This is a genomic window from Psychrobacter sp. NPDC064578 (assembly GCF_044901245.1).
In the GTDB taxonomy this organism is placed as follows: Bacteria; Pseudomonadota; Gammaproteobacteria; order Pseudomonadales; family Moraxellaceae; genus Psychrobacter; species Psychrobacter cibarius_C.
This window is the reverse complement of sequence record NZ_JBJDPI010000002.1, coordinates 328,426-353,204: the sequence shown is the minus strand read 5'-3', so window position 1 is coordinate 353,204 and position 24,779 is coordinate 328,426. Positions and strand designations below refer to the sequence as shown.

The 24,779-nt window shown below is 42.4% G+C and carries 20 protein-coding genes; 16 read left to right on the top strand and 4 right to left on the bottom strand.

Features of this window, described 5'->3' with window-relative positions; all coding sequences use genetic code 11:
- Positions 1–16 precede the first annotated feature (16 nt).
- From ACI2JM_RS03365 to ACI2JM_RS03300, 14 genes are all read left to right on the top strand, one after another.
- Positions 17–2,020: a polysaccharide biosynthesis protein gene (locus ACI2JM_RS03365; protein WP_404642106.1), complete on the top strand. Its 2,004-nt coding sequence runs from the start codon at positions 17–19 to the stop codon at positions 2,018–2,020.
- Between the two features lie 66 nt (positions 2,021–2,086).
- Positions 2,087–3,403 carry an oligosaccharide flippase family protein gene (locus ACI2JM_RS03360; RefSeq protein ID WP_404642104.1) on the top strand — a complete coding sequence of 439 codons (1,317 nt, stop codon included), beginning with the start codon at positions 2,087–2,089 and terminating at the stop codon, positions 3,401–3,403.
- Positions 3,404–3,412: 9 nt separating this feature from the next.
- Positions 3,413–4,489: a glycosyltransferase family 2 protein gene (locus tag ACI2JM_RS03355; RefSeq protein WP_404642101.1), complete on the top strand. Its 1,077-nt coding sequence runs from the start codon at positions 3,413–3,415 to the stop codon at positions 4,487–4,489.
- On the top strand, positions 4,482–5,672 hold the full coding sequence (locus ACI2JM_RS03350; protein ID WP_404642099.1) for a hypothetical protein: 1,191 nt from the start codon (positions 4,482–4,484) through the stop codon (positions 5,670–5,672). Before ACI2JM_RS03355 ends, ACI2JM_RS03350 begins: the two co-directional genes overlap by 8 nt.
- A 13-nt stretch (positions 5,673–5,685) precedes the next feature.
- Positions 5,686–6,768: a polysaccharide pyruvyl transferase family protein gene (locus ACI2JM_RS03345; RefSeq protein ID WP_404642097.1), complete on the top strand. Its 1,083-nt coding sequence runs from the start codon at positions 5,686–5,688 to the stop codon at positions 6,766–6,768.
- Positions 6,765–7,778, top strand: coding sequence for a glycosyltransferase family 2 protein (locus ACI2JM_RS03340; RefSeq protein ID WP_404642095.1), 1,014 nt, complete (start codon positions 6,765–6,767; stop codon positions 7,776–7,778). Before ACI2JM_RS03345 ends, ACI2JM_RS03340 begins: the two co-directional genes overlap by 4 nt.
- 46 nt (positions 7,779–7,824) lie before the next feature.
- A complete protein-coding gene (locus tag ACI2JM_RS03335; protein ID WP_404642093.1) occupies positions 7,825–8,919 on the top strand; it encodes a glycosyltransferase in 1,095 nt (364 codons plus the stop codon).
- 186 nt (positions 8,920–9,105) lie between these two features.
- Positions 9,106–10,146, top strand: a complete 1,041-nt coding sequence (locus ACI2JM_RS03330) for an EpsG family protein (protein WP_404642091.1) — start codon at positions 9,106–9,108, stop codon at positions 10,144–10,146.
- Positions 10,146–11,009: a glycosyltransferase family 2 protein gene (locus tag ACI2JM_RS03325; RefSeq protein ID WP_404642089.1), complete on the top strand. Its 864-nt coding sequence runs from the start codon at positions 10,146–10,148 to the stop codon at positions 11,007–11,009. Before ACI2JM_RS03330 ends, ACI2JM_RS03325 begins: the two co-directional genes overlap by 1 nt.
- 57 nt (positions 11,010–11,066) lie before the next feature.
- Positions 11,067–12,236: a glycosyltransferase gene (locus tag ACI2JM_RS03320; protein WP_404642087.1), complete on the top strand. Its 1,170-nt coding sequence runs from the start codon at positions 11,067–11,069 to the stop codon at positions 12,234–12,236.
- Positions 12,233–12,844, top strand: coding sequence for a sugar transferase (locus ACI2JM_RS03315; RefSeq protein WP_404642085.1), 612 nt, complete (start codon positions 12,233–12,235; stop codon positions 12,842–12,844). The genes ACI2JM_RS03320 and ACI2JM_RS03315 overlap by 4 nt, the downstream gene beginning before the upstream one ends.
- A 10-nt stretch (positions 12,845–12,854) precedes the next feature.
- Positions 12,855–14,054: a DegT/DnrJ/EryC1/StrS family aminotransferase gene (locus ACI2JM_RS03310; protein WP_404642083.1), complete on the top strand. Its 1,200-nt coding sequence runs from the start codon at positions 12,855–12,857 to the stop codon at positions 14,052–14,054.
- A gap of 310 nt (positions 14,055–14,364) precedes the next feature.
- Positions 14,365–15,252 carry a bifunctional methylenetetrahydrofolate dehydrogenase/methenyltetrahydrofolate cyclohydrolase FolD gene (gene folD / locus ACI2JM_RS03305; protein ID WP_404642081.1) on the top strand — a complete coding sequence of 296 codons (888 nt, stop codon included), beginning with the start codon at positions 14,365–14,367 and terminating at the stop codon, positions 15,250–15,252.
- Between the two features lie 99 nt (positions 15,253–15,351).
- Positions 15,352–15,870 (top strand): phosphate-starvation-inducible protein PsiE, encoded by a 519-nt coding sequence (locus tag ACI2JM_RS03300; RefSeq protein WP_045451736.1) that lies wholly within the window; start codon positions 15,352–15,354, stop codon positions 15,868–15,870.
- A gap of 83 nt (positions 15,871–15,953) precedes the next feature.
- Here the strand turns inward: ACI2JM_RS03300 and ACI2JM_RS03295 are convergent, their stop codons facing one another.
- The 4 genes from ACI2JM_RS03295 to ACI2JM_RS03280 form a co-directional block, all read right to left on the bottom strand.
- Positions 15,954–17,420 (bottom strand): di-heme oxidoredictase family protein, encoded by a 1,467-nt coding sequence (locus ACI2JM_RS03295; protein ID WP_404642079.1) that lies wholly within the window; start codon positions 17,418–17,420, stop codon positions 15,954–15,956.
- 234 nt (positions 17,421–17,654) lie between these two features.
- Positions 17,655–19,364, bottom strand: coding sequence for a chromosome condensation regulator RCC1 (locus ACI2JM_RS03290; RefSeq protein WP_404642077.1), 1,710 nt, complete (start codon positions 19,362–19,364; stop codon positions 17,655–17,657).
- A 291-nt stretch (positions 19,365–19,655) separates the two neighbouring features.
- Positions 19,656–20,870 carry a magnesium/cobalt transporter CorA gene (gene corA / locus ACI2JM_RS03285; protein WP_404642075.1) on the bottom strand — a complete coding sequence of 405 codons (1,215 nt, stop codon included), beginning with the start codon at positions 20,868–20,870 and terminating at the stop codon, positions 19,656–19,658.
- A 74-nt stretch (positions 20,871–20,944) separates the two neighbouring features.
- Positions 20,945–21,334 carry a DUF2237 family protein gene (locus ACI2JM_RS03280; protein WP_045451983.1) on the bottom strand — a complete coding sequence of 130 codons (390 nt, stop codon included), beginning with the start codon at positions 21,332–21,334 and terminating at the stop codon, positions 20,945–20,947.
- A 479-nt stretch (positions 21,335–21,813) separates the two neighbouring features.
- Here ACI2JM_RS03280 and ACI2JM_RS03275 point away from each other — a divergent pair, with 479 nt between their 5' ends.
- Together ACI2JM_RS03275 and ACI2JM_RS03270 are read left to right on the top strand one after the other, a co-directional pair.
- On the top strand, positions 21,814–23,121 hold the full coding sequence (locus tag ACI2JM_RS03275; protein ID WP_404642073.1) for an ATP phosphoribosyltransferase regulatory subunit: 1,308 nt from the start codon (positions 21,814–21,816) through the stop codon (positions 23,119–23,121).
- A gap of 131 nt (positions 23,122–23,252) precedes the next feature.
- Positions 23,253–24,542, top strand: a complete 1,290-nt coding sequence (locus ACI2JM_RS03270; protein WP_045444847.1) for an adenylosuccinate synthase — start codon at positions 23,253–23,255, stop codon at positions 24,540–24,542.
- Positions 24,543–24,779: the final 237 nt, after the last annotated feature.

Genomic DNA, 24,779 nt, shown 5'->3' with positions numbered 1-24,779 from the left:
TAATTGGGTGGATATTATGTTTATAAAAACAGAGTCAAACAATGCTTATCAATCGTCCAGTGGTTTTAATCAATGGTCGAAGCGTGTGGCTCTGTATTTATTGTCATTACCACGCCTGACTAAAAGCACCCTCTTATTTAGTATAGATTTCGCCATGTCGATCTTTTGCCTATTATTGGCATTGATGCTACGACAAGGCTATGTGGCTTCTCATATCAGTCTTGCAGCATTGGCTTTTTATGCATTCGTGCCGGTTGCTAGCTTATATCTTATTGGTTTTTATCGCAGCGCCTCTCGAGGGTTTTTTGATGCAGTGATGGGTCGTGTGCTGCAACTGTTTTTTTTACTTATTATTGTTTATCAAGTCATCATTTATTTGAGTCCATCGGCGACGATACCGCGCTCAGCCCCCGTTATATTTTTATTTTTATTTTTTATTTGGCTGTGGAATAGTAGGCTCATGATCCGCGCGTTACTGAAACGTCTACAGGGTACAGGTCAAAACCGTCGTCCAAATGCCTGTTGTGACAATGTGATTATCTATGGTGCAGGAGAAGCTGGTAGAGAGTTGCTAGAAAGTTTGAGGCATTCTTATCAGTACAATGTGGTGGCGTATATCGATGATGACCCGCAGCTTACTGGGGCCTATTTACATGGCAAACAAATATATGCAGCTCACGCGCTTCCGTGGTTGATAGAAAAACTCAATGTGGCGCAGGTGATTTTAGCCATGCCCTCTATGAGCCGTGGTCGTAAAAAACAAATTATGGACAGTCTGTCAGGTATCTCCGTTAAGATAAAAGACTTGCCAAGCTTACGTGAGCTTGCTGATGAGATAGTAACCGTCAGTCATATACGACCCGTTGACATACTAGATGTGCTCGAACGAGAAACGGTCGAACCTGTTGCGGAGTTGCTACAAAAAAACATCACGGGTAAAAACGTTCTCGTTACTGGGGCAGGTGGTTCAATCGGTAGTGAGCTGTGTCGGCAAATCATCAAAAATAAGCCTAAATGCTTGGTGCTATATGAACAGTCTGAGTATGCTTTATACACCATAGATCAAGAACTTGGTAATCTAAAAACAGCGAATGCTGATTATCAAAATATTGAGATTATTAGCATCATCGGCAGTGTCAGTAACGAAAAAAAATTAATCAATATATTCGAAAAAAACCATATAAAAACGATTTATCACGCTGCCGCCTATAAGCATGTACCTATTGTTGAGTCCAATCCCTTTGAGGGTACCATCAATAATACTAAAGGCACCTACCATTGCGCCCGTGCTGCGATACAGGCTCGCGTTGAGACTTTTGTGCTGATTTCTACTGACAAAGCCGTGCGACCTACCAATGTCATGGGAGCGTCCAAACGCTTGGCTGAGTTGGTCTGCCAAGGATTGAGCCAAAGTAACAGTCAGACTTGTTTTAGCATGGTGCGTTTTGGCAATGTTTTAGGGTCATCAGGCTCCGTGGTGCCGTTATTTACCAAACAGATTGAGCAAGGCGGTCCGATCACCATCACTCATCCAGACATCACGCGCTATTTTATGACGATTCCAGAAGCGGCCAGTTTGGTTATTCAGGCAGGTGCGATGGCATTCGGTGGTGAAGTGTTTGTGCTTGATATGGGCGCGCCCGTCAAAATTGTTGATCTGGCAAAACGTATGATTCGTTTGACAGGTTGTGAGCTAAAAGATGATAGCAATCCCAATGGCGATATCGAAATCGTATTTACTGGCTTGAGACCGGGTGAAAAGCTTTACGAGGAGTTAATCATTGGTGAAGACAATATCGAACCTACTTTTCATCCATTGATTATGCAAGCAATGGAGCACAGCTTTCCTTTGCAAGATATCGAAAACATTTTATTTGAATTTGCAGAAAAAGCAAAGCAGCAGGATGTGGTCTGGCTGAAAACCCAGTTTAAGTTTTTTGTCGAAGGTTACCGAGAAGGATCTGATAAAGATGTCGAGGTAGAGAAAGTAGATACCACACTGACAGATGAAATGGGTTAATAGAGAGAGGCGCGCTGTCATAAATTCCTTATAAGTTCTGTGAGTCACTAAATTGGACAATATGTCATGAGCTCTGAAGTATTTTCATCGATACAGAGCACAATAAACAGGTTGAAAACCAGTCACTTTGTGCGAGATGTGGTCATGGTCGGTGGCGGTATTGCTGCTGGGCAGGCCATCGCCATGATTTTTATGCCATTTCTCACCAGATTATACAGACCTGAGGATTTCGGTATTGCTGCTGCCTTTACTGCTATCGTCAGCATTATTACGCCGATTGCCACTATGGGTTATGCAAATGCAATCGTGATGCCAGACAGTGACGAGGATGCTGCGGCAATTGCTCGATTGTCTATATTACTTAGTCTGGTGATAGCCGTTTTCTCATTCATTGTTGTTTATGTCGGCAAGTTTTATTTGGCAAGTTGGATGGGTATGGAAAGCACGCCAAACATGCTATATCTCATACCATTAACGCTATTAGTCGGTGCCTTTCTTTCTGTCGCTGATCAGTCTGCTATTAGAGTGGGCTTATTTAAAGCGAAAGCTCGGGCTTATGTGGAAAGCAAGTTTGTGACAGATAGTAGTAAGCTGATAGGCGGTATGCTAGCACCTTCAGGGATGTTACTTATTTTATTGACGATAGCAGGGCAGCTCACAAACTTTATCATGCAGATGCTTCGTGTACCTAGAGTAGGTGTATTAAATGTCCGTCATTGGTTTGGTACTAAGGGTATTCGACATGCCGCCATATCGCAGCGTGATTTTGCGATATATTGTATGCCACAAAGTATCCTGAATGCGGCTTCAGTGGGGTTGCCAACTATCTTGTTAGCGTCATTATTTAGTGCCTCTTCTGCAGGGCAGTATTCGTTGGCTGTCCTTGTACTTGGTGCACCCGCGATGCTGTTAGGTCAGGCGGTTGGAGAGGTTTTCTATCCAAAAATTACGCGTGCCATCACAGCAAATTCACCTGAGGCTTATCAATTTTTATTAAAAGTGACGTTGATTTTATTGGTGGTTGGTATTGTGCCATTCGGTACGGTGTTCATTTTTGGTGATTATCTTTTTTCTTTAGTGTTCGGTGCAGAGTGGGCATTAGCAGGTAGTTATTCGCAGTGGCTGTCTATTTGGCTTTTGACCAGTTTAGTGTCTGGTGCGAGTACTGCAGCATTGCCAGCATTACGTTTACAGCGATTCCTTTTGATTCGAGAAGTGTTTGCAGTGGTATTTCGTGCTGCAGCGCTGTATGTAGGTTTTTACGTTTTTGAGTCAGATATGATAGCCATTGCCCTTTTCTCATTTGTTGGGGTTTTGCTCAGTTTATCTATCATTTATGTCGCTTTTCGGCGTCTTGTTCATATCGATGAAGTGGAGCAGTAGGTACGTTTTTTGACTGCTTTGAATGTCACAAAGGATATGTATGAGAAGTCTCAACTTGAGAGGCTCACTATGATTTCAGTCATTATCGCTGCATTTAATGCCGCTGCTACTATTGATCGTTGCATCAACAGTATTGACGTTGCGAAAAAGAGTTACGACATTGAGCTGATAGTCATTGACGATGGCTCTAAAGATCATACTGCTAGCCTATTGCATAGCTGGGCGAGTGCTAGGTCATGGATTACGGTGAAATCTCAAAAAAATGCAGGCGTGGCAGAGGCTCGTAACACTGGGCTCGATATCGCAACCGGCAATTACATCGTTTTTATAGACGCGGATGATACCATTGATGATTGGTATTTTGATTTTGTTTTTGAACAAGCTGTAGATCGAGATGTCGAGATGTTGGCATTTGGTCATAAACGCATGATGCTGGATGGTTCTGTTATTGAGCGTCCTAATAGTGCGGCAGAATACTCACGGCAAGATATCGAAATGCTACAACTGAGAGTGACAGAGAATAGACATATATATTGGTACGCCTGCACCAAGGTGTATAGTAAAAATTTAATCGCAGATCTGCGCTTTGATAGCGACGTCAAATTTGGTGAGGATGGTATTTTTAATATCGCATGTCTAAGCAAAGCGAATCGTTTATCGGTGCTGCCAGACTGCCCATACAACTACTATGAAAATGCGACCTCTATAACAAGCTCACAATATAAATCAGGGCTTTTGGAGTCCATTGAAGCGGACTATACAGCCAGAGTCAAGATACATGATTGGTCGATCAGTGCTACTGAGAAGCAAGTGCTATTATCGGACTTTGCTCGTAGTTATGTCGAGCATATGCTGCCATATTTACTTAATAATTTGGCGCATATCGATATGAAAAAGCGTCGTGCAGAGCTAGTTAAAATACGCCAGTCTTTTGTTTATCAGAACTGTTTGCCGCATTATTATCAACGACATCCAGCACGCGGCATTCGTGTATTGATTTTATGTTTTTCACGGCGTTGGTATGTTATGACGCTGGTTTTTCTTCAACTGTCTTGGTCTAAAGCAAAGGTGAAAAAATATGCTTAATATTGATTTGTTGCCTCAGCCTTTACGCAGTGACGAGAAGGGTCAAAAGCGCTGTTGTTTGCTGCAACAGACAACAGCTAACGGGCAAATGACTGAGAAGGCATTGTGGTTTGTATATCCAGCGAACTTGCCAATGCCAGAAGACGATGATTGTGATGCTTATTTACTGGCCACATTGTTGCCCGCGATGCAGATGCGTGCAGCCATTCATGTGCATGGTAGCGTGTCGCATGAGCTATTAGCCAACCTGACAGAGCTACAGTATGTTTGGAATAAGTGGTTACCAGAGCGTTATTTTTTGATTGATATACAAGTTGATCGTATTAGAGAGAGCGACGTACAAGTAGATGGTGCTATCGCTGCATTTTCTGGTGGCGTTGATGCTCAGTTTACCGCTTATCGTCATGCGACAGGCAGAGCAGGATACGCCACACGAAATATTAAAGCAGGGGTTTTCGTGCATGGCTTTGACATACCGTTAGATGATACGGAAGGATTTGCTGGTGCGGCAAAAACAGCGACAAAAGTACTTGCAGATATCAATATCGATTTGGTCATTGTGAAAACAAATATTCGGGGACTTTGGGATATCAACTGGGAAGACTATCATGCTGCTGCTATCGCTTCGGTCTTATGTGGCTTAAAACGATATGCAGGCATTGGACTCATTGGTAGTGGTGATTCTTATGATGTATTAATTAGTCCTTGGGGCTCACACCCAATCACTGACCCGCTGCTAAGTTCTGGCGACTTTAGACTCATTCATGATGGTGCAGGTTTTAGTCGGTCAGAGAAGCTTCAAGCGCTTGCAGAATGGCCATTGGGTATAGAGAATTTACGTGTCTGTTGGGTTGGAGATAAGCATGATAGCAACTGTGGTCGCTGTGAGAAATGTGTTAGGACGCGTCTCAATTTTTTGGTTGCAGGTATAGATAACCCTCAATGTTTTAGCGAGCCCATGGACTCATCACTTTTTAAACCAATGGCTCTAAAGGGCAGGGCTGTCAGCATAGATTGGAAGTTAATTCGTCATGAGATGATTAAAACGGGTAGAGGTCTTGAATGGCTGCCATACATTGAAAAAGCACTCAAACGTAAACCGCCCCCTAACTTGAATAGATTGTTTCCTGTTGGCTCAAGGCGTCGTATGTGGGTGAAGAAGCTGTTAATGAGAAACGAATAAGGGAGCATTAAAAATGAATATTGCTGCTATAAAAAAGCTCATACCACTCAAACTAAAAAAACACTTAGCCGCTTATATGGGGGCGAGAGGTTTACCGTTACCAACTGGTAAACGGTGCTTTATTTTTCTTGCCGCTGACTATGGCAATATTGGTGATATTGCTATTTCTCACGCGCAAAAGCAGTATTTGCAACGTGTGCTGACGGATTATGACGTTATTAGTGTGGCTATCAGTCAAACCAGATTTGTACTCAATTCAATTAAACAGCAAATAAAAGAGACGGATATCGTCACTATCATTGGCGGCGGTAATATGGGTGGCACGTATCCTGATATTGAGGAGCTGCGCCAATTAGTCATCAAGTCATTTCCTGCCAATCGTATCGTTTGTTTTCCTCAGACACTAGATTGGAATGATTCTATTCAATCTAAACGTGCCTTGCAGCGTATTGTAAACGTCTACGCCAAGCATCCAGATATACATGTTTTTGCCAGAGAGTCGATAACAGCGGCAAAACTCATCGAGCTTTTTGCTGAGTACAGTAATGTGCATATTGGTCTCGTACCAGATATTGTGATGAGCGCTAATGCAACAGTGCTGGGTACGACAGATTGCTTAGCGCCTTCAGGTATTTTGCGCTGCTTACGAGATGACAAAGAAGCCGCATTATCAGCTGAGCAATATGCCATGATAGACAAAGCCTTAGCAGATACTGGCTATCAGATTGAAAAGACCGATACACATGCTGGTGGTTCGCAACTCGATGAGGCACATCGCACAAAATTACTGACTGACAAGCTTAGTCAGTTTCGTGCTGCAAAATTGGTCGTGACTGACCGGCTGCACGGCATGATTTTATGTTTGCTATCGGGTACGCCGTGCTTGGTACTCCCGAACTCCAATCATAAGATAAGACAGACGCAGTTGGACTGGTTAGGCGGTCATCCAAGGCTGGTGTTTTTAGAATTAGAAGAGATTGCTGATATTGCAACATTCATCGATAGCCTTCTGTCCCTGCCTCACGGTACGATGGATGAGTCGCCAGTTGATATATCTGAGTATGATGACCTAAAAAAAGCGCTGGTAGCGATATGACGACTATCGAAACGCCATTAGTGAGTATCATCGTACCAGTGTATAACGTTGCGTCATATATCGATGCTTGCTTGGCATCCATCAAGCAGCAGACTTATCAGAATATTGAAATTATCGTTGTAGAAGATTGCTCCACTGATGATTCAAAACAAGCACTCGCGTCACATCTCATAGATGAACGCATCAAAGTCATTCAGCATCATAAAAACAGTGGTCTTTCTGCGGCTCGTAATACTGGTATCAAGTCTGCGATAGGCAAATACATGATGTTCGTTGATTCTGATGACATTATAGACACTCGTTTGGTGGCAGCGTGTGTGGATTGTACGCTCACCACGAATGCAGAGGTCGTGACGTATGGCTTTACACCGTTCAAAGAGGGCATCGCAGAGACAGATCTGCCGTATCCCGCTAGCAATTTAGCATTTGAGGCAACCAAAATAGACGGCTCATATTTTAGCTTACCGCATTTTGCATGGCTCAAATTTATTAAATCTAGCGTAGTGTGGTCTGCCTCGTTACAGTTCCCAGTGGGTCTGTACTACGAAGACTGGCCTTTTCATTGGCATATTGGCTTAGCTACTAATATTAAGTATCACCTGCCCATTGATTTTTATCTATACAGACAGCGTGGCACGTCGATCACAGGGTCAACAGATAAAAAACTATTAGACCTTTTCGTTATCCACGCAGAAGTCATCAATTTAGTAGAGGACTATCAAGCGGATGAGGTTAAAAAAACACTCGCCAATAAAATTAAACAAAGTCATTGGAGTATCCTTACTCGTATAGATAATGACTATTTAGCAGCTGCATTGGCACAAGCTAAAAAAGCAGATAAAACGTTACGACTAAAGGGTTATAAGAGCGATTTGACCGTAAGAAATATGATGATTAGTAATATAGTACGTATGCCGACGCAATTTGCCTTGCTGATGTTACAGGTGCTTCGTCAAGCGCTAGACAAAAGAGCAAGGGTTAAAGGTCAAGAGAAAACAGATTCAGAATAGTTTTGAAAAATACGTTTGGTTTTATGGCTTCTTAATAGGTAAAGAGATGACTATTCAGAGAGTGCTACACATCGTGGGAAAAATGGATCGGGCTGGGGCAGAGACCATGCTTATGAATCTATATCGTCATATAGATCATAGCCAGATTCAGTTTGATTTTATCACTTTTACCGACGAGGTCGGTGACTATGATGCTGAAATAATAGCGCTGGGCGGTAGGATTATACCGATTTTAGCGGATCATTCATTAGCGCGTATGTGGAAGCTTAAAAACTTCCTTAAACAACACCCTGACTATCAAATCGTTCATGCTCATATGCTATTAAACAATGCTTTTCATCTGTTGGCTGCTAAAGGTGCTGGCGTGCCGTATCGCATTTCACATTCTCATAGTACCAGTAATGGTAAAACCAATATTGTTAAAAAAATATATGAACAGTGGGCGTTCATTACCAATCGTAAATTGGCCACGGATAAAATGAGTTGCGGTGAACAAGCGGCAAATTACCTATTTGGCAGCATAAAAGATGTGTGGCTACTGCCCAATGCTGTTGACATACAGCAGATGATGACAGTCGCTAACCAATCAAGACAGTATATCGAGCAAGAATTTGGCGATGAGGGGCTAAAAATCATCCAAGTTGGTCGTCTAAATGAGGTTAAAAACCATCAGTTTTCTTTAGAGATCGCTGAGCAGTTAAAACAATGTCAGATCGCCTTTACCTTGTATATTGTCGGACAAGGTTCATTGGAGGCAAGGCTCAGGCAACAAGTAGCAGATAAGTCACTCCTAGATACAGTCAAGTTTTTGGGGATGCGTACGGATATCACAGAATTAATGGCCAGCGCCGACTATATGATCATGCCTTCGTTGCACGAGGGTTTCCCTGTCGTCTTGGTCGAGAGCCAAACAGTTGGGTTAAAGGCGTTGGTTTCTGACCAAGTATCGCCTGAAGTAGATTTAGGACTTGGATTAGTACAGTTTTTACCGATTCACTCAGCCAAGGATTGGGTTGATTACTTATTAGCGCCTAAACAGCCAAAGCCCAATGAAAAAGACATAACCGCAGCGCTGAATTTATATGGATTTAGTGCTGCTACCAATGCGCAAATACTAATGCAAAAGTACTTGAATATGTGACAAAGTGGTTGCTTCTTATCTATAGTCGTTTCAAGGTAGTTTGGACGGAATGAGAAAAAAGCGAGGTGGATAGGAAGGCTATAGTTATATAGGTACTGGACGGTACAAAAGATACTAGACGGTGTAAACCTGCCACTATATCCGATTTATATAAGATTGACGACATTTACTTTTATAGAGGGTTAAATGCTTCCATACCTGCTGGTTCTTAGCCTTGTTGTTTTTTGGATCGTACTGGAGAAAAAATCTCTCAATCGTACGTCTTTTTGGCTGCCGCTAATTATATTGACATTGTTTGCAGGCCTTCGTAGCTACCGAGTCGGTACGGATACAGGAAACTATACGAGAAATTTCAATAGTCAATTGAATGCCGAGTACTTTAGGTTCAACGAAGACATTGAGTTCGGTTATCAGTTATTAGAGTATGCGTTATTACGTATGACCACTCATTATTTTTGGCTGCTTGTTATTACCAGTTTAATTATTGTCTATTGCTATCTTAGAGTGATTAAAAAATACAGCGTAAATTATTGGTTTTCCGTATTTTTATTTATTACGTTAGGCGTTTATACTTTTTCTTTTAATGGACTGCGTCAAGGATTGGCAATGGCAATCTTTACCTTGGCCATTCCTTATCTGTTAGAAAAACGATTTATTCCATACCTGCTGATTTGTGCAATTGCTTCATTGTTCCATGTAACCGCATTATTTATGATTCTATTTTATTTTATCGTCAATTTAAGAATAAAGCCCTTGTATAAGATTTTGGCAACGTTCTTAGGGTCGCTATTAGTAAGTGGGGTGTTGGTCGCTTATATTTCTTCTACTAATGATAGATATGAGGGCTATGCGAAAGCATCCGATGAAGCAGGCGGATTTTTAACGCTTGGTTTTTATACAGCTATCATGATTTTAATCATCTTGGTCAGTTATCTGTATAAAATTAAAGATAAGGATTTTCAAAAATTAATAACATTTTATGCATCAGGCGTGGTTTTTATCATACCGTTAGCGATGTTGGGCACCAGTCCTTCAGGTCCTCAAAGGCTGCTTGCGTATTTTACATGGACATTGGTTTTGATACTGCCTATGATTTTAAAAAGGATTAATAATATTTATTTATATATAGCGAGTATCATTATTTTTCTCATGTATTTTGTCTTGACGACATCGAGATTTAGTAACTTGAGTCCGTATATTATCAATCCGATATTTGAGGTTTTCTAATGAAAAATCAGACATATATATCTATTGGTATTCCCATTTATAATGCTGAAGCGTACTTGGAAGATGCTATCAAATCCATATTGGCTCAAACGCATGAGTTATGGGAGCTTATATTAATTGATGATGGTTCTACTGATGCGTCATTGGCCATCGCCAAGCGTTTTGAAGAGTCTGACCATAGAATAAAGGTCATTGCTGATGGCATAAATAAAAAACTGCCTGCTCGATTAAATCAGCTTATTGAAGAAGCTAATTATGATTATATAGCACGCATGGATGCCGATGATCTCATTCATCCAGATAGACTGGCGATTCAATTAATTTTTTTAGAGAGAAATACAGATTATGATTTGGTTTCTACAGGTGTCGTGTCTATTGATAATTTTAATAAGGTTTATGGTTGCCGTCATGTCGATCAAATTTATACAGAATTTAAAGAAATAGCCGCTGCTTATCCTATTGTACATGCTGCTGTTTTGGCAAAAAAGAGTTGGTACGAACGAAATAAATATAATGAAAATTATCCAAGGTCTGAAGATTACGATTTGTGGTGTAGAGCTATCTCAAATCAAGATTTAAATTTAGCGGTATTGCCTGATTTATTATACTATTATAGAGAAGAAGGGAATTTATCGTTATCTAAAATAACCAGATCATATAAAGACAGTTTTAAAACGTACTGTGAATATAAGGGAAACAGTTATTTAGGTTCTTTGAAATTATCAGCAAAACTGACAACGGTCAATTTTTTAGATTCGATAGGATTGTTACAAAAGATAGCCAATAAAAGAAATAAATTAACAATATCTGACACGCTAAGAAATCATCATCAGTCAGTAGTAAATAGTATTTGTACTAAATGATATTTTTTATAAAACGTCACTGATAAAATAATATATAAAAAATACTGAGGTGCTGAAATGACATTAAAGATATGCTTTCTAATGACAGATGCGGTGTCATTTAATGTGCTATATCGCGATCAGCTTGAATACATTAGAGATCACGCGGATGTTGATATCACCTTAATCTGCGGTGGCGATAAACAGCAGCTAGATATTTTAGGTGAGCGCAAAATAGGCAAGGTGATTAATTTAAATTTTCAGCGTAAGCCTTCTTTGTTTAAAGATGCTCAGTCACTCGCGCTTTTAACCCGTTATATGCTATCGAATCGTTTTGATGTGGTGGTTTATTTAACACCTAAAGCCTTGTTGTTAGGGAGTATAGCAAGTGCTGTTACATTGCAAAAGAGACGAATTGCTTTTAGCGTGGGTAGAGCCTATGAGAATTTTTCAGGTTTAAAAAAGAGGGTGTTTCAGGGTCTGGATATATTAAGCTTTGGCTTATCTCACGAGGTTTTATTTGTTTCTGAGTCTTTGCTCAGCGTATGCTTAGCAGAAAATATCCTCAAAAAAAGTAAGGCAACTGTCATTGATAATGGCTCATTTAACGGCATCGATACTGATTTGCTGCAACCTATGGCTCAGCTAGAAAAAGAGGTATTAAGAAAGAAGTACAAGATACCTGAAAATACCTTTGTGATTTGCGTGGTAGGACGAGTTTGTGATGATAAAGGCTTCAAAGATATTGAGTATATATCCGAAAAACTAAGAGCAGAAAACGTCTACTTTATGTTCATAGGAGACTGTGAAGACGACGTAGGAACAGTAGTCGTTGAAAAAGTTGTCAAAGATAATAGAGGTGTATATATACCAGCCAACCCAAATGTACACGAGGTCTTTCAGTGTGCTGATTTACATTTATTTTTGAGCTATCGTGAAGGGTTTGGCAGTGTCGCTATTGAAGCAGCAAGTTGCGCTGTTCCAACTTTTGCTTATGATGTCGTTGGTGTAAAGGATAGTGTCAAAGAAGGGGTCAGTGGTCGAAAATTTAATTTTAAGGATATGTCGTCTGTCGCCGAAGCGATCAGTGCTGCTGCTACTGATAAGGAATTTGAAAAGAGATATCCTGATGCAAGAGACTGGGCCATTGCAAATTTTGAACGCAAGCAATTGTGGCAAAGTTATTTAAGTTTTTATTTACGTAATAGGGATGACCGCGTAAACGACAAAAGGCGGGCTACAAAATGATAAAGCGACTATTTGACATCACGGCTGCTACGGCTGCCTTGGTAATACTATCTCCTGTTTATGCTATTACGGCTTATAAAGTCAAAAAAAACTTAGGCTCACCAGTGATATTTAAACAAACTCGCCCTGGTCTAAATGGCAAGCCGTTTGAGATGATTAAGTTTCGCTCAATGAAAGATGCGATCGATACAGAGGGTAATCCTTTAGAGGATGATGAGCGTTTGACGGCATTTGGTAAGACCTTGCGTAATAGCAGTCTCGATGAGCTGCCTGAACTATGGAATGTGATTAAAGGCGATATGAGTTTGGTGGGGCCGCGACCACTATTAATGGAATATCTGCCGCTATATAATGATGAGCAAGCGCGTCGCCACCGTGTACGTCCGGGTATTACGGGATATGCACAAGTTAATGGTCGCAATGCGATTGGTTGGCATGAAAAATTTATGCTCGACACATGGTATGTCAATCATCAGTCATTATGGTTAGATATTAAGATTTTGATTGAAACAGTAAAAAAAGTCATTATCAAAGATGGCATTAGTGCTGATGGTGAAGCGACCATGAGTAAATTCACAGGTAATAGCGTCGATAAAAACACGCTTTGATGAGGAACGCATGCTAAATACTCCTTTTTCACCTTGGCCTAGTTTTACTCAGCAAGAAGCGGATGCGGTCAGTCAAGTATTGTTATCCAACAAGGTCAATTATTGGACAGGGCAAGAATGCCGTCAGTTTGAAGAGGAGTTCGCTGATTGGGCGGGTAGCAAATATGCGATTGCATTGGGTAACGGAACTTTGGCATTGGACGCGGCATTGCAGGCACTCGGTATAGGTGTGGATGATGAAGTTATCGTGACGCCGCGCACTTTTATTGCCAGTATTTCCTCAGTGATTAATGCAGGCGCGACGCCCATTTTTGCGGATGTTGACGAGGCGACAGGGAATATCACTCCAGAGTCGATAGCGGCGGTATTGACGGACAAAACCAAAGGCATCGTCTGTGTGCATTTGGCAGGTTGGCCCTGTGATATGGATGGCATCATGGCACTGGCAGATCAGCATCATTTATATGTCATTGAAGACTGTGCACAAGCGCATGGTGCACGCTACAAAGGTCGTGGTGTTGGTAGTATCGGTCATATTGGCGCGTGGAGTTTTTGCCAAGATAAGATTATGACCACAGGCGGCGAGGGCGGCATGGTCACCACCGATGACGAGCAGCTATGGCGAAAAATGTGGGCGTATAAAGATCATGGCAAAAGCTATGCGGCGGTCTATGAGACCGAGCAGCAGCCCGGCTATAATTGGCTACATGAGAGCTTTGGCACCAACTGGCGCATGACCGAGATTCAAGGCGTGATTGGGCGTATTCAATTGGCACATATGAGTGATTGGATAGCGAAGCGCCGTGCTAATGCTCAAGCAATATTAGAGGCATGTGCTAAATGGGAAGAAAAAGGCTATCTATCGGTGCCGACATTAGAGCAAGCTTCTCATTTTCCAAACTCTAATCATGCCTATTATAAATTGTATGTTTATGTGCAACCAAATAACCTAGCTGACGGATGGACGCGTGATCGCATCATTGAAGAAATAAATACGCTGGGCGTGCCTTGCTATTCAGGGTCTGCCTCAGAGGTATATTTAGAAAAAGCATTCGATGATACAGGCTTGCGTCCAGAAAACAGACTGCCAATAGCAAAACAGTTGGGAGAGACCAGCTTAATGTTTTTGGTTCATCCTACCTTAACCACTGCCGAAATCGCGCAAACGGTAGATGCAATCGATCGCGTATTTGCTTCAATGATTCAGTAATGTGAGAATATCGCTTATTAAGGCGTGTTGATTATTTATAAGGTGTTGCGGCTATTGGCTTTTATTTGTGAGTAGACTTTCTTATAAAACGGTAAAGGTTGTCAAGGTTGCATCGGTAATGACATGATATTGCTAGATTGGCGAGTGATAGAAACTTATAAGTATCCAAGTCTTATCTCACGCTAGGATTTTTTAGCCCAGACAGGTACAATATCAGTCTTAATCATACATTGATCAAGCATAAGACAGGCATGCAAGTAGTTGCGGGCGCTGTCTTTCTTTTTTTATCGCACCCTCTATTGGAGTTCTTATGTCTATTACGTCAACTGCCCAAGGATCTGCTACCGTTTTGGACGGTAAAGCACTTGCTAAACAAATAGAACAGCAACTGAGTACCCGTGTAGACGCTATTAAAGCTAAAACAGGACGTACCCCAAGCTTAGCGACGATATTGGTCGGCGACGATCCCGCTTCTGCGACTTATGTACGTATGAAAGGTAATGCTTGTAAACGTGTCGGCATGGATTCTATACGCGTTGAGATGCCAAGTGCGACGACCACTGAAGAGCTGATGGCAAAAATAGATGAACTCAATAGCAATCCAGACGTCCATGGTATTTTGCTGCAGCATCCAGTGCCTGCGCATATTGATGAGCGTGCTTGCTTTGAGCAGATTGACTTGGCAAAAGACGTTGATGGTGTGACCTGCCTTGGCTTTGGTCGTATGGCGATGCAGCAATCTGCTTATGGTTCATGTACCCCACAAGGCATCATGCACTTATTAGAGCATTATAATATCGAGCTTGCTGGTAAGGAAGCCGTAGTTGTAGGTCGCAGTGCCATCTTGGGTAAACCAATGGCGATGATGCTATTGAATGCCAACTGCACGGTGACGATTTGCCATTCAAGAACGCAGGATTTAGAGTCGCATATTAAGCGTGCGGATATCGTGGTTGGGGCAGTGGGCGTGCCTGAACTGATCAAAGCTAATTGGATCAAAGCGGGCGCTGTGGTTATCGATGCAGGCTTTCATCCAACGGATAATGGCGGCGTCGGTGATATCGAGTTGCAAGGTGTTGAAAACATCGCCAGTGCTTATACGCCTGTACCGGGCGGCGTGGGTCCAATGACCATTAATACCCTCATTCGCCAAACGGTTGATGCTGCTGAAAAATCTGCCGGTTTGAATATCGTCTAGCAAGAGAGTCATACGAATACTGATTGCCGATAAATAAGGGACCTGAGGTAATATGTACTCAGGCTAAATCAACCACATCTCAGTTGATAGGACCTAAACATGGCTAAAAAAAACGTAGGTGTTCATGAGCGACTACAAGGTATCGGTAGAGAGTTTGTCGATGTCTGTCATTACGTTATTTTATTTCTAATCAGTGTGGTTGTCGTTTGGACCGCTGGCAAAGAGTTCGTTGGTATTGTTCAAAAAGGCTCAGCGGATTTAAAAGACATATTGATGTTGTTTATTTACCTTGAGCTGCTGGCGATGATAGGGATTTATTTTAAAACCCACCGTCTGCCGGTACAGTTTTTGATATTTATCGCGATTACTGCTTTATCACGACATTTGGTGGTCGATGTACAGGCGGTCTCAGACTATTTTCATTTATGGCTGCTGGCGACAATTTCTGTGGCCATTATGCTATTGAGCGGTTCTATCGTTGTATTAACTTGGACAGCAAAAACGTTTGGCCGTCCAGAGGACAATCTAGATAAACAGCATGCAAACTTAACGATTAAAGCGCTGTTACCTGATAATGCTCAAGCGCCTGATAGTCATACCAAGCATCGCCGTGAATAACTATTAAATAGCAGCATAAAAAAGGGTTACCACTGGTAGCCCTTTTTTTGCTTTCTTAAATCTCACATTTTATTGTTTGAGCGTTAAATGCCCTTTAAGAAGGTCATTAATGTTTGTTTTTGCGTGGCGGATAACTGTGTAAAGCGCGTCTTTGTACTTTCTGCTTCACCACCATGCCAGAGTATCGCTTCAGTCAAGCTGCTGGCACGACCATCATGCAAAAACCGCGCTTCTGGATCACGTGCCACAATGCCAATTCCCCACAATGGCGGTGTACGCCACTCAAGGCTTTCTGCATTTTTCTCCTTCACGCTGTCATCTAGTCCAGCACCCATGTCATGCAGTAATAAATCAGTATAAGGATAAATGTTTTGCTGTGATAGGAGCGGGAAGCGCTCACTATTGCCTGTTTTTTGCTTGGGTGTATGACAGCCAGCACAGCCGACTTGTGCAAACAGTTGCGCTCCTTTATTAAAATCTGATAAATCGTCTATTCGCCTTTCAGGTACGGCAAGGGCGGTCATAAAATCGGTCACAGCGTCTAGACTGCTGTCTGAGACTTCTGGAGAGCCGCCATTCGCTGCTGTCCAACAAATAGGCTGATTTACCGTACAGTTAGGATCCATAAATACCGAAGTGGTCAAACCCATATCTTGCGACATGGCATTGGCGTTTTGTGTACGCAGGCTTGAGTTAATCGCCTTCCATCCAAAGCGGCCAATGCGCTGCTGTTTGCCATCTTGTACCCAATGTACGCGGCCACTGATACCGTCTTGATTGTTATCATCAGGATCAGCTGCCGCAATGATATTCGCTTCAGGAATCAGGTCGAGCAAGCCCATGCCGACCAATTGCGGTGAGATACGTCCGCTAATCGCTGTATTTCCTAAGGGTTGATTAGGGTCAGTTGGAGTAAAGCTAAACTGTATGCCAGCAGGTTTATCATTTTGACTGGGCATTGCTGCGTAGCGTATGCTCCCTTCGGGATTGATACTTGTGGCAATACTTTGATGCTGCATTTGTTCACCGTAATAAGCATGTGGCAGGCCTTGCTTATTACCCAACCGGAATAAAATTGCATCACTCAGCTGACCATTGGCTGCATAAATAGGTTTGCGACCTTCAGCGCTATGGCATTGGGTACAGGCATTGGCATTTAACAGTGGCCCCACACCATCGAACAGTACGCGACCCTCATTTGCTGGTGTCCACTCGGTGATAAATAACTCACGTCCAGGTGATACCCCGCCTAAAGCGCTGCTCGGTAGATTGGGCATGATTTGCAAAAAAGGCTGTGATCCACTGGCGGCAATCGTAGCACTGCCACCTGCTGGCTGCCAGTTGGTATCGATTTCTGGAGTGTCAGGAATAGTGGGTGGGTTGGGTGCATTAGTATTGCCATCATTACTGGAATTATTTGAATCATCTGAGCCACCACAAGCAGTGAGCAGCAGCGCGATACTTACACTGAGTAGTGTGTTACGTATGATAGGAGGTGATGTATACAATGAAGAATTTGATATGGTTGACGAGTTTGATCGTAAAAACATGGGCTGACCTGAAATGGCTAAAATATAATGGGCTAGGATGTATCTTCATCGTCAGCTTATTTAGAGGGCTGTCGATTTAATTGAGGATATCCTGAGGATTATGCGATAAGGTACCGCGCAATAGTTAGGCGTATTGACTCAAACAAGCAGCACAAACGAGGCTGCTTGTTTGAGAATTTTATAATAGGAAATTCAACCAACTATGCACTGTTCGCTTCGTCATGCTTAAAACACTTATAGCTGACTAGGTAAAGCAACTGGGATAGGGTTGTTATACATCCAAATATGAGTGGTGTCTTTGTTGCCGAGTGAGCCTTCAAAGCTCCAGCCCCACGTAAATAAATGACCAGCTTTCAGCGTATTATTATCTTGATCAAACGATTTTTCATGAGCAATCAGATGCATGGCACCCATGGCCATATTATCGATATTCTTTAGATTCGGCAGCTTATTGGTTGGTTCATCTAGGTCGTTGTAAATGGTCTTGCCTGCGCCATTTGTCTCCCCAAACATGCCCCATGCATAGAGAATACCATCCGTTGTTGATAAGCCATTATTAGTGGCGACATTGTCCAGTAACGCATAGCTGGCATTGCCATTGGCATAGACGCGGCGAACTTCTTTATCTGTAAACCAAGGCAGTTTGGTCGGTGAGGTAATGACATCTGCCCATGCCTTTTCGCTGCCATTAAATGTCTCACCATTGTAGCCCAATTGACTAGTGGCATTTAACCCCCAGCCATACACTGCGTCTTTATTGGTCAATGCTAAGATATGGTCTTTGCCAGCCGTCAATTGGGTCACTTTTTCTGCATCTATAGCGGGTTGGTCGTCAGCTTTTTGAGTGGCGTCATCTGTCTTAGCATTGATGGCGTTATTAATCGTTTCATTAATGACATGAATACGTACAGGGGTTGCATTGACGTTGATACAGTTGGTTGTAGTGTTACAGACTTTGCCTTTGCCAAGATTGGCGTAAGCATCGCTGCCCCAACCCCAAACCTGACCTTTGTCATCTAAGGCATAAGAGCTATTGCCACTGACAACTACCTGCACGATATGTCCTGCCTCTGTGGCTGCTGAAAAGTCAACTTTGACAGGGGTGCTGCTATCGGTGCTGGTATTATTACCAAGTTGACCGTGTCCATTGGCACCAAAGCCCCAAACCGTACCCTCTTCGGTCAATACCAAGTTATGGCTATAGCCGGGTGCGACCATGACGGCATTTTCGATACCTTCGATCGCGCTGATATCCAAACGACAGTCTGCAGTCTTGCTACAGTCATTACGACCCCCATCACCGCGACCCAGCTGCCCGTATTTGTCTTCGCCCCAACTATAAACTTGACCATTTTGAGCAATAGCGAGTGAATGATTTTGATTAAAGCCAATAGATAACAAATCTTTTGGTGCGCTGTTCATCAGCATCGGCGTGTCTGGATGTCCCATAATATCGCTGATTTTTGTGGTCAGGCCGAGTCCTGTCTGGCCATAGTTGTTGCGACCCCAACCATATAGCTGACCATCACGCAGGGCAGCGGTATGCGAACCACCTGCCGCTATGGTATCGCCTACGTAGAGGGTTTTGGTTGAGCGCATGATATTACCGGCATTGTCTGTGGCTTCTAAGACAATGGTATTGCTACCTAGCGTTAATAAAATACGATCATCAAAATAACCATCAGCATCTAGCGTTAGTGCTTGGGCTGATTCGTTATTATGCATATAAGTCAATGATTTGACGCCGCTGCTATCTTGTACTTGTCCTGAGACAAATACCGCGGCAACCGCGCTATAGCCATCAGTAAAGTTGCTATCAGTGGTTAGTAGTGGCGGTGTCCCATCGATGATAGCAGTGGCTGTATCGGAATCATTGCCACAAGCAGTAAGAATCAAGGCTGCGGTAACGACCGCGACAGCTTGAGTAAGACGGGATAAACGCATAAAAACCTCGATAGATGCAAATTGACAATATGTCAGTACGCCAGCCGTAAAATAACAAAACCGTCCCATACAAATCCGACGGTTGTAGGGTTTGTGCTATTGACTGAGTCAATCGTACATGGTGGCGTTGGAATAATAGAAATGGCGGCAAGAGTTTAGCAATAATAAATGTGAATAGTATTACAAATAAGAATTATTATCAATAATAAAGTGGAAAAACAGCACCATGAAGGATGCTGTTTTTAAAAGCTGAACGCTGACTATCAATGAAACATCAACTATAAATTTTGGTTATAACCATTTAAGCCTTTTAAAATTGTAATATAAATAGCCACATAATGACCCAATGATGAGCATGATGACAAAGTAGGAATATTGCCAATGCAGCTCGGGCATAAAATCAAAGTTCATCCCATAGATACCTGCAATGGCCGTCGGTACAGCTAAAATACCTGCCCAAGCAGCAAGCTTACGCACCACCTCGTTCTGTCCCATATTAACCATGGCCATATAGGTATTCATGACCACACTCAGCATCTCATTCAGACCATTAATGGCGTCTAATGAGTGTAGCAAATGGTCATTGACGTCGCGGAAGTAGGGCTTAGCGGCCTGAGAAAACCCAGAGACCATCTCGCTTTTTTTATGATTGATAAAAAAACTACAGATATCCTGTACTGGTAAAATAATCGCCCGCATATGTACGAGTTGCGATTTGAGCTCATAAAGGTTTTTTAATGTACCTTTATCAAACTCATAGGTAAACACGTAACGTTCTTGCTCACGCAAATAGCGACCTAAACGATCGGTAATCGGCATATAATTATCCACGATAAAATCGAGAATAGCATGCAGTACAAATATCGGTCCCATACGCAGCTTTTCAGGGCGACGATGACAATGCTCACGGACAGGTGCGTAGGAGTTTGATGGACCATTACGGATGGTAATCAGGTAGTTTTTGCCCATAAATATCGCGGTGGTGCCATAGCGAATGACATTGTCCTCAAGCTTAGCGGTACGCAATACCACAAACACCATGTCATTGTCGTAGTTCTCGACTTTGGCACGCTGGTGATCGGCGAAAGCATCTTCGATTGCCAACTCATGTAGCCCAAAGGCTTCTTTGACTTTGACCATGGTTTCTAGGCTTGGATCATAGAGACCAAGCCAAATAAACTGACCATTATTATTTAATGCACGACTAACATCGTTTAGCGCCACTTTATAGAGATTTTCACCCGTCTTACGTGAGTAAGCGTAGCAATTGACGACTTCATCGGCACTGGAAGAGTCAATATCCTCATAGCGTTCAGAGTCAGGATCGTAGACCGTCATGGTCTCGATGGTGTCCTCAGTGGTGGTATCAGCATCGCCATAGATATAGCTGTCATCATTGTCTAGATAGAGATGTTCATCATTCATATCGGCGTAAATACGATTGATATTAGAGTTAGGTGCAATACGCGCGGTTTTTTTTATCAACTGGTCGTTATTATTTTCCATACACCCTCCCTTTATAAAGTAAAAAACGTGTCACATTCAGAACTTATAATGATTGTTGTTAATAATGATCGTTATTAAAGGGCGTAACTTTTCAAAGTATCAATATCGACCAAGCTCAATAAGCTTTCATGGCAAGCTTCTAGTTTGATTTGCGGGGCAATATCAAAGTCCAAAGCTTCAACCCAGCGTAACGCGCAAATGCACCAATAATCACCAGGCTTAAGACCAGAAAATCCATACTCAGGTAGCGGCGTAATCAAATCATTGCCGCGACTGGCAGAAAAGTTCAAAAACTCGCTGGTCATCTTGGCGCATACGGTGTGTTGACCAACGTCATGGTTGCCAGTATGACAAAAGCCGTTGCGGTAATAACCGGTAATAGGGTCAAAGCAGCAGCTGGCAAGTGCCGTACCTAAGACATTGGCTTGATTGTTGGCAGGGTTTGGGTGGTAATCAGATGACATAAGGCTTCCGAGATAAAAATATGGCTTAGTGTACCATGAGTCGGTATCGAAGGCGTTGTTCTCACTTTGCTCATTATTTTCTTTATGATATAAAATGATGGGAATCATTTTTGAGTCAACGATTACTTATATAGTCTACAGATAACCTTCATAGATTAAGTGCTGATAAGACGTAATTAGATAGTAATTGTGGCTAATTGTCACTAGGCGAACCTTGGCTGCTATGCTAAAATAAAGCATAAAGTGCCTTGATTATTTAACGCCGTTTATTAGCGCATAAAGATACTCGTCTTATCATTCTAAATTATACTTATTACTCACCCTTTTGCGACTACCTAGTTTGTTTATAAATAATTGGGTCAATGATGTTGCGCGTTAAAAATAAAAATGCATGGCGTCAATGCAATTGTAAATATAACCTTTAAGTACCGCATCAGTACCGCGTTTTTGGTAAGCGATACGCCAAACAAGGATTTATTGTGTCTGTCAGTTCTGATTCTGCAAAACTTGCCCAGTTAAATACGACTAATGAAGCGGCGGCTCAGCCTGCTGAAAACACTGCTACCTCTACTAGCATGCCATATTTAAACAACCTTGCCAGCGACGTTGCTAATAGCTGGTTGTTGCCTGATGGGGTGGTGGATGTGCTGTTCGAAGATGCGCGTAAGCAAGAAGTGCTTAGGTATCAGCTGACTCAGCAGCTTATTGGTCATGGTTATCAGTTGGTCAATCCACCGATGATTGAATTTACTGAGTCATTGTTGAGTGGCGCCTCAGAAGATTTAAAGCGTCAAACTTTCAAGATTATCGATCAGCTAACGGGTCGCTTGATGGGTCTGCGTGCGGATATTACCCCGCAGATTTTGCGTATTGATGCGCATTGGGGCGGTACAGGTATTGCGCGTTATTGCTATGCAGGTGATGTGATTCATACCTTGCCATCAGGGCTGTTTGGCTCACGTACGCCTTTGCAGCTCGGTGCTGAAATATTTGGCTGTGCTTCACTTGCCGCAGATATTGAGCTGATAGATGTGTTGTTTGGCATGATAAATAAGCTAAATATGAGTGCTGCACTACATATAGACTTGGGTCATGTGGCGATATTCAAACGCTTGGCTGAGTTGGCAGCGTTGTCTGATAATAACACTGAGCAACTCATGCATTTATATGCCAATAAAAATCTACCAGAGCTAAAGCGTGTCTGCCAGTTATTGTCAATGGGTGATGATTTTTATGCATTGGCACGTTTTGGTCATGATATTACCAATCTATTGGCGAGATTGTCAGAGACTGCACAGCAGGACACGCAAGTCGCAACTGCTATCAATGAATTACAACGCTTAAAAACACATTTACAAGACCAGTGGCAATGCCCTGTGAGTATCGATGTGACGGAACTATCAGGCTATCATTACCACACGGGTATTGTGTTCAACGGCTATATCAATAGTGAGACGCAACCTCTGGTACGTGGCGGTCGTTTCGATGGTATGCAAAGCGGCAACCAGTTAGCGATCAATCAGCCACGTGAAGCCACGGGCTTTAGTATGGATGTCAGTCGTTTGCTTGCACACACGCAGCTTGAGGCACCAATCATCGTATTGGTCGACTATGAAGCATTGAGCAGTGCGAACCAAGAACAGAGACAGATACTGCTACAGCAGGTTGAGAGTTTACGTGAGCAAGGCTATCGCGTCACCATGCCATTGAATGCAGAAGATCGTCCCTCTGATATGACGCATCTTTTGAGCTTTATAGATAATCATTGGCAGTTACAGAGTATTTAAGCATTAGTTTTTAATATTAAGATTAGTATTATTACCATTTTTTAACGTTTTTAAAATCAAGATAACGAAAGTTATTACAGGTTTTAAACCGTTATTGCACACACCTCAATACATAAAGGTAAGGATTGATTATGGGTAAGAATGTCGTAGTTTTGGGTAGCCAATGGGGCGATGAAGGTAAAGGTAAAATCGTCGATTTACTAACCGAAAAAGCTTCAGCAGTTGCACGTTTTCAAGGCGGACATAACGCTGGTCACACGTTAGTTGTCGATGGCAAAACCACCATCCTACATTTAATCCCATCAGGTATTTTACGTGAAGGCGTTACCTGCTTTATCGGTAACGGCGTGGTGTTAGCACCTGACGCATTATTAAAAGAGATGAAAGAGCTAGAAGACAACAACGTACCTGTACGTGAGCGTCTGCGTATCTCTCCAAACTGCCCACTTATCATGCCGTATCATGTGGCACTTGACCAAGCACGCGAAGCTAAGCGCGGTACTGGAAAAATCGGTACGACAGGTCGTGGTATTGGACCTGCTTATGAAGACAAAGTGGCGCGCCGTGCCATCAAGCTTGCTGACTTGTTCCGTGATGATTTAGAAGAAAAACTACGCAACTTAATCGAATATCATAACTTTCAATTGACGCAGTATTATAAAGTTGAAGCGATTGATTTTGATGAGACACTTAAGCTTTGCCAAGAGTGGAAAGAAGAAATTAAAGGTATGGTTACTGATGTAACCGAAGACCTTAATCAATTGCGTCTGGCTGGCAAGAACCTGATGTTTGAAGGCGCGCAAGGTACATTGCTTGATATCGATCATGGTACATATCCGTTTGTGACCAGCTCAAGCGTAACTGCTGGCGGCGTATCGACTGGTACAGGTATCGGTCCATTGTACTTAGATTACGTACTTGGTATCACTAAAGCTTATACTACCCGTGTCGGTAGTGGTCCATTCCCAACTGAGCTATTTGATGATGTTGGTGCGCATTTGGCTAAAGTCGGTCATGAATTTGGTGCGACCACTGGTCGTGCGCGTCGCTGTGGTTGGTTCGATGCGGAAGCATTACGCCGTGCAGTGGTACTGAACTCTATGTCAGGTATCTGCTTAACTAAGCTTGACGTATTAGATGGTCTTGAAGAGCTACTAATTGGTGTGGGTTATAACCTGCCTGAGACTGAGTGTGCAGGTGCACATGATGCTGAATTCTATGAGTCAGTCACGCCTAAGTATGAGACGATGCAAGGGTGGAGTGAGTCAACCGTTGGTATCACTAACTATGATGAACTTCCAGAAAATGCGAAAAAATATATCAAACGTATCGAAGCGTTGATTGGTTGCCCAGTTGATATTATCTCAACCGGTCCTGATCGCGAAGAGACAATCGTATTGCGCGACCCATACGACGCTTAGTTTCTTATCGTAAAATTTAATTAGTTTAAGCGTTCATAAAAAATCCCAGTGCTGAGCATTGGGATTTTTTTTATGAGTATTATCTTGTGAGTAATGTCTCATCATTTTCTATTATGTGAACTATTATTAATGCCAAATGATAAAAAGTGTTAATCACTATTAATTTCTAACGATAAAAAATCAAGATATTTGGTAATTGAATAAATTGAGATAAGAAAAAATAGCATAAAGGAGAGA

What these genes read in the sequence shown, in the direction of transcription:
- ACI2JM_RS03325 (WP_404642089.1), top strand. Translation starts at nt 10,146, where the DNA reads ATGAAAAATCAGACATATATATCTATTGGTATTCCCATTTATAATGCT.
- ACI2JM_RS03330 (WP_404642091.1), top strand. Translation starts at nt 9,106, where the DNA reads ATGCTTCCATACCTGCTGGTTCTTAGCCTTGTTGTTTTTTGGATCGTA.
- ACI2JM_RS03290 (WP_404642077.1), bottom strand. Translation starts at nt 19,364, where the DNA reads ATGCGTTTATCCCGTCTTACTCAAGCTGTCGCGGTCGTTACCGCAGCC.
- folD (WP_404642081.1), top strand. Translation starts at nt 14,365, where the DNA reads ATGTCTATTACGTCAACTGCCCAAGGATCTGCTACCGTTTTGGACGGT.
- ACI2JM_RS03270 (WP_045444847.1), top strand. Translation starts at nt 23,253, where the DNA reads ATGGGTAAGAATGTCGTAGTTTTGGGTAGCCAATGGGGCGATGAAGGT.
- ACI2JM_RS03280 (WP_045451983.1), bottom strand. Translation starts at nt 21,334, where the DNA reads ATGTCATCTGATTACCACCCAAACCCTGCCAACAATCAAGCCAATGTC.
- ACI2JM_RS03340 (WP_404642095.1), top strand. Translation starts at nt 6,765, where the DNA reads ATGACGACTATCGAAACGCCATTAGTGAGTATCATCGTACCAGTGTAT.
- ACI2JM_RS03365 (WP_404642106.1), top strand. Translation starts at nt 17, where the DNA reads ATGTTTATAAAAACAGAGTCAAACAATGCTTATCAATCGTCCAGTGGT.
- ACI2JM_RS03350 (WP_404642099.1), top strand. Translation starts at nt 4,482, where the DNA reads ATGCTTAATATTGATTTGTTGCCTCAGCCTTTACGCAGTGACGAGAAG.
- ACI2JM_RS03310 (WP_404642083.1), top strand. Translation starts at nt 12,855, where the DNA reads ATGCTAAATACTCCTTTTTCACCTTGGCCTAGTTTTACTCAGCAAGAA.
- ACI2JM_RS03295 (WP_404642079.1), bottom strand. Translation starts at nt 17,420, where the DNA reads ATGTTTTTACGATCAAACTCGTCAACCATATCAAATTCTTCATTGTAT.
- ACI2JM_RS03345 (WP_404642097.1), top strand. Translation starts at nt 5,686, where the DNA reads ATGAATATTGCTGCTATAAAAAAGCTCATACCACTCAAACTAAAAAAA.
- ACI2JM_RS03300 (WP_045451736.1), top strand. Translation starts at nt 15,352, where the DNA reads ATGGCTAAAAAAAACGTAGGTGTTCATGAGCGACTACAAGGTATCGGT.
- ACI2JM_RS03315 (WP_404642085.1), top strand. Translation starts at nt 12,233, where the DNA reads ATGATAAAGCGACTATTTGACATCACGGCTGCTACGGCTGCCTTGGTA.
- corA (WP_404642075.1), bottom strand. Translation starts at nt 20,870, where the DNA reads ATGGAAAATAATAACGACCAGTTGATAAAAAAAACCGCGCGTATTGCA.
- ACI2JM_RS03360 (WP_404642104.1), top strand. Translation starts at nt 2,087, where the DNA reads ATGAGCTCTGAAGTATTTTCATCGATACAGAGCACAATAAACAGGTTG.
- ACI2JM_RS03320 (WP_404642087.1), top strand. Translation starts at nt 11,067, where the DNA reads ATGACATTAAAGATATGCTTTCTAATGACAGATGCGGTGTCATTTAAT.
- ACI2JM_RS03335 (WP_404642093.1), top strand. Translation starts at nt 7,825, where the DNA reads ATGACTATTCAGAGAGTGCTACACATCGTGGGAAAAATGGATCGGGCT.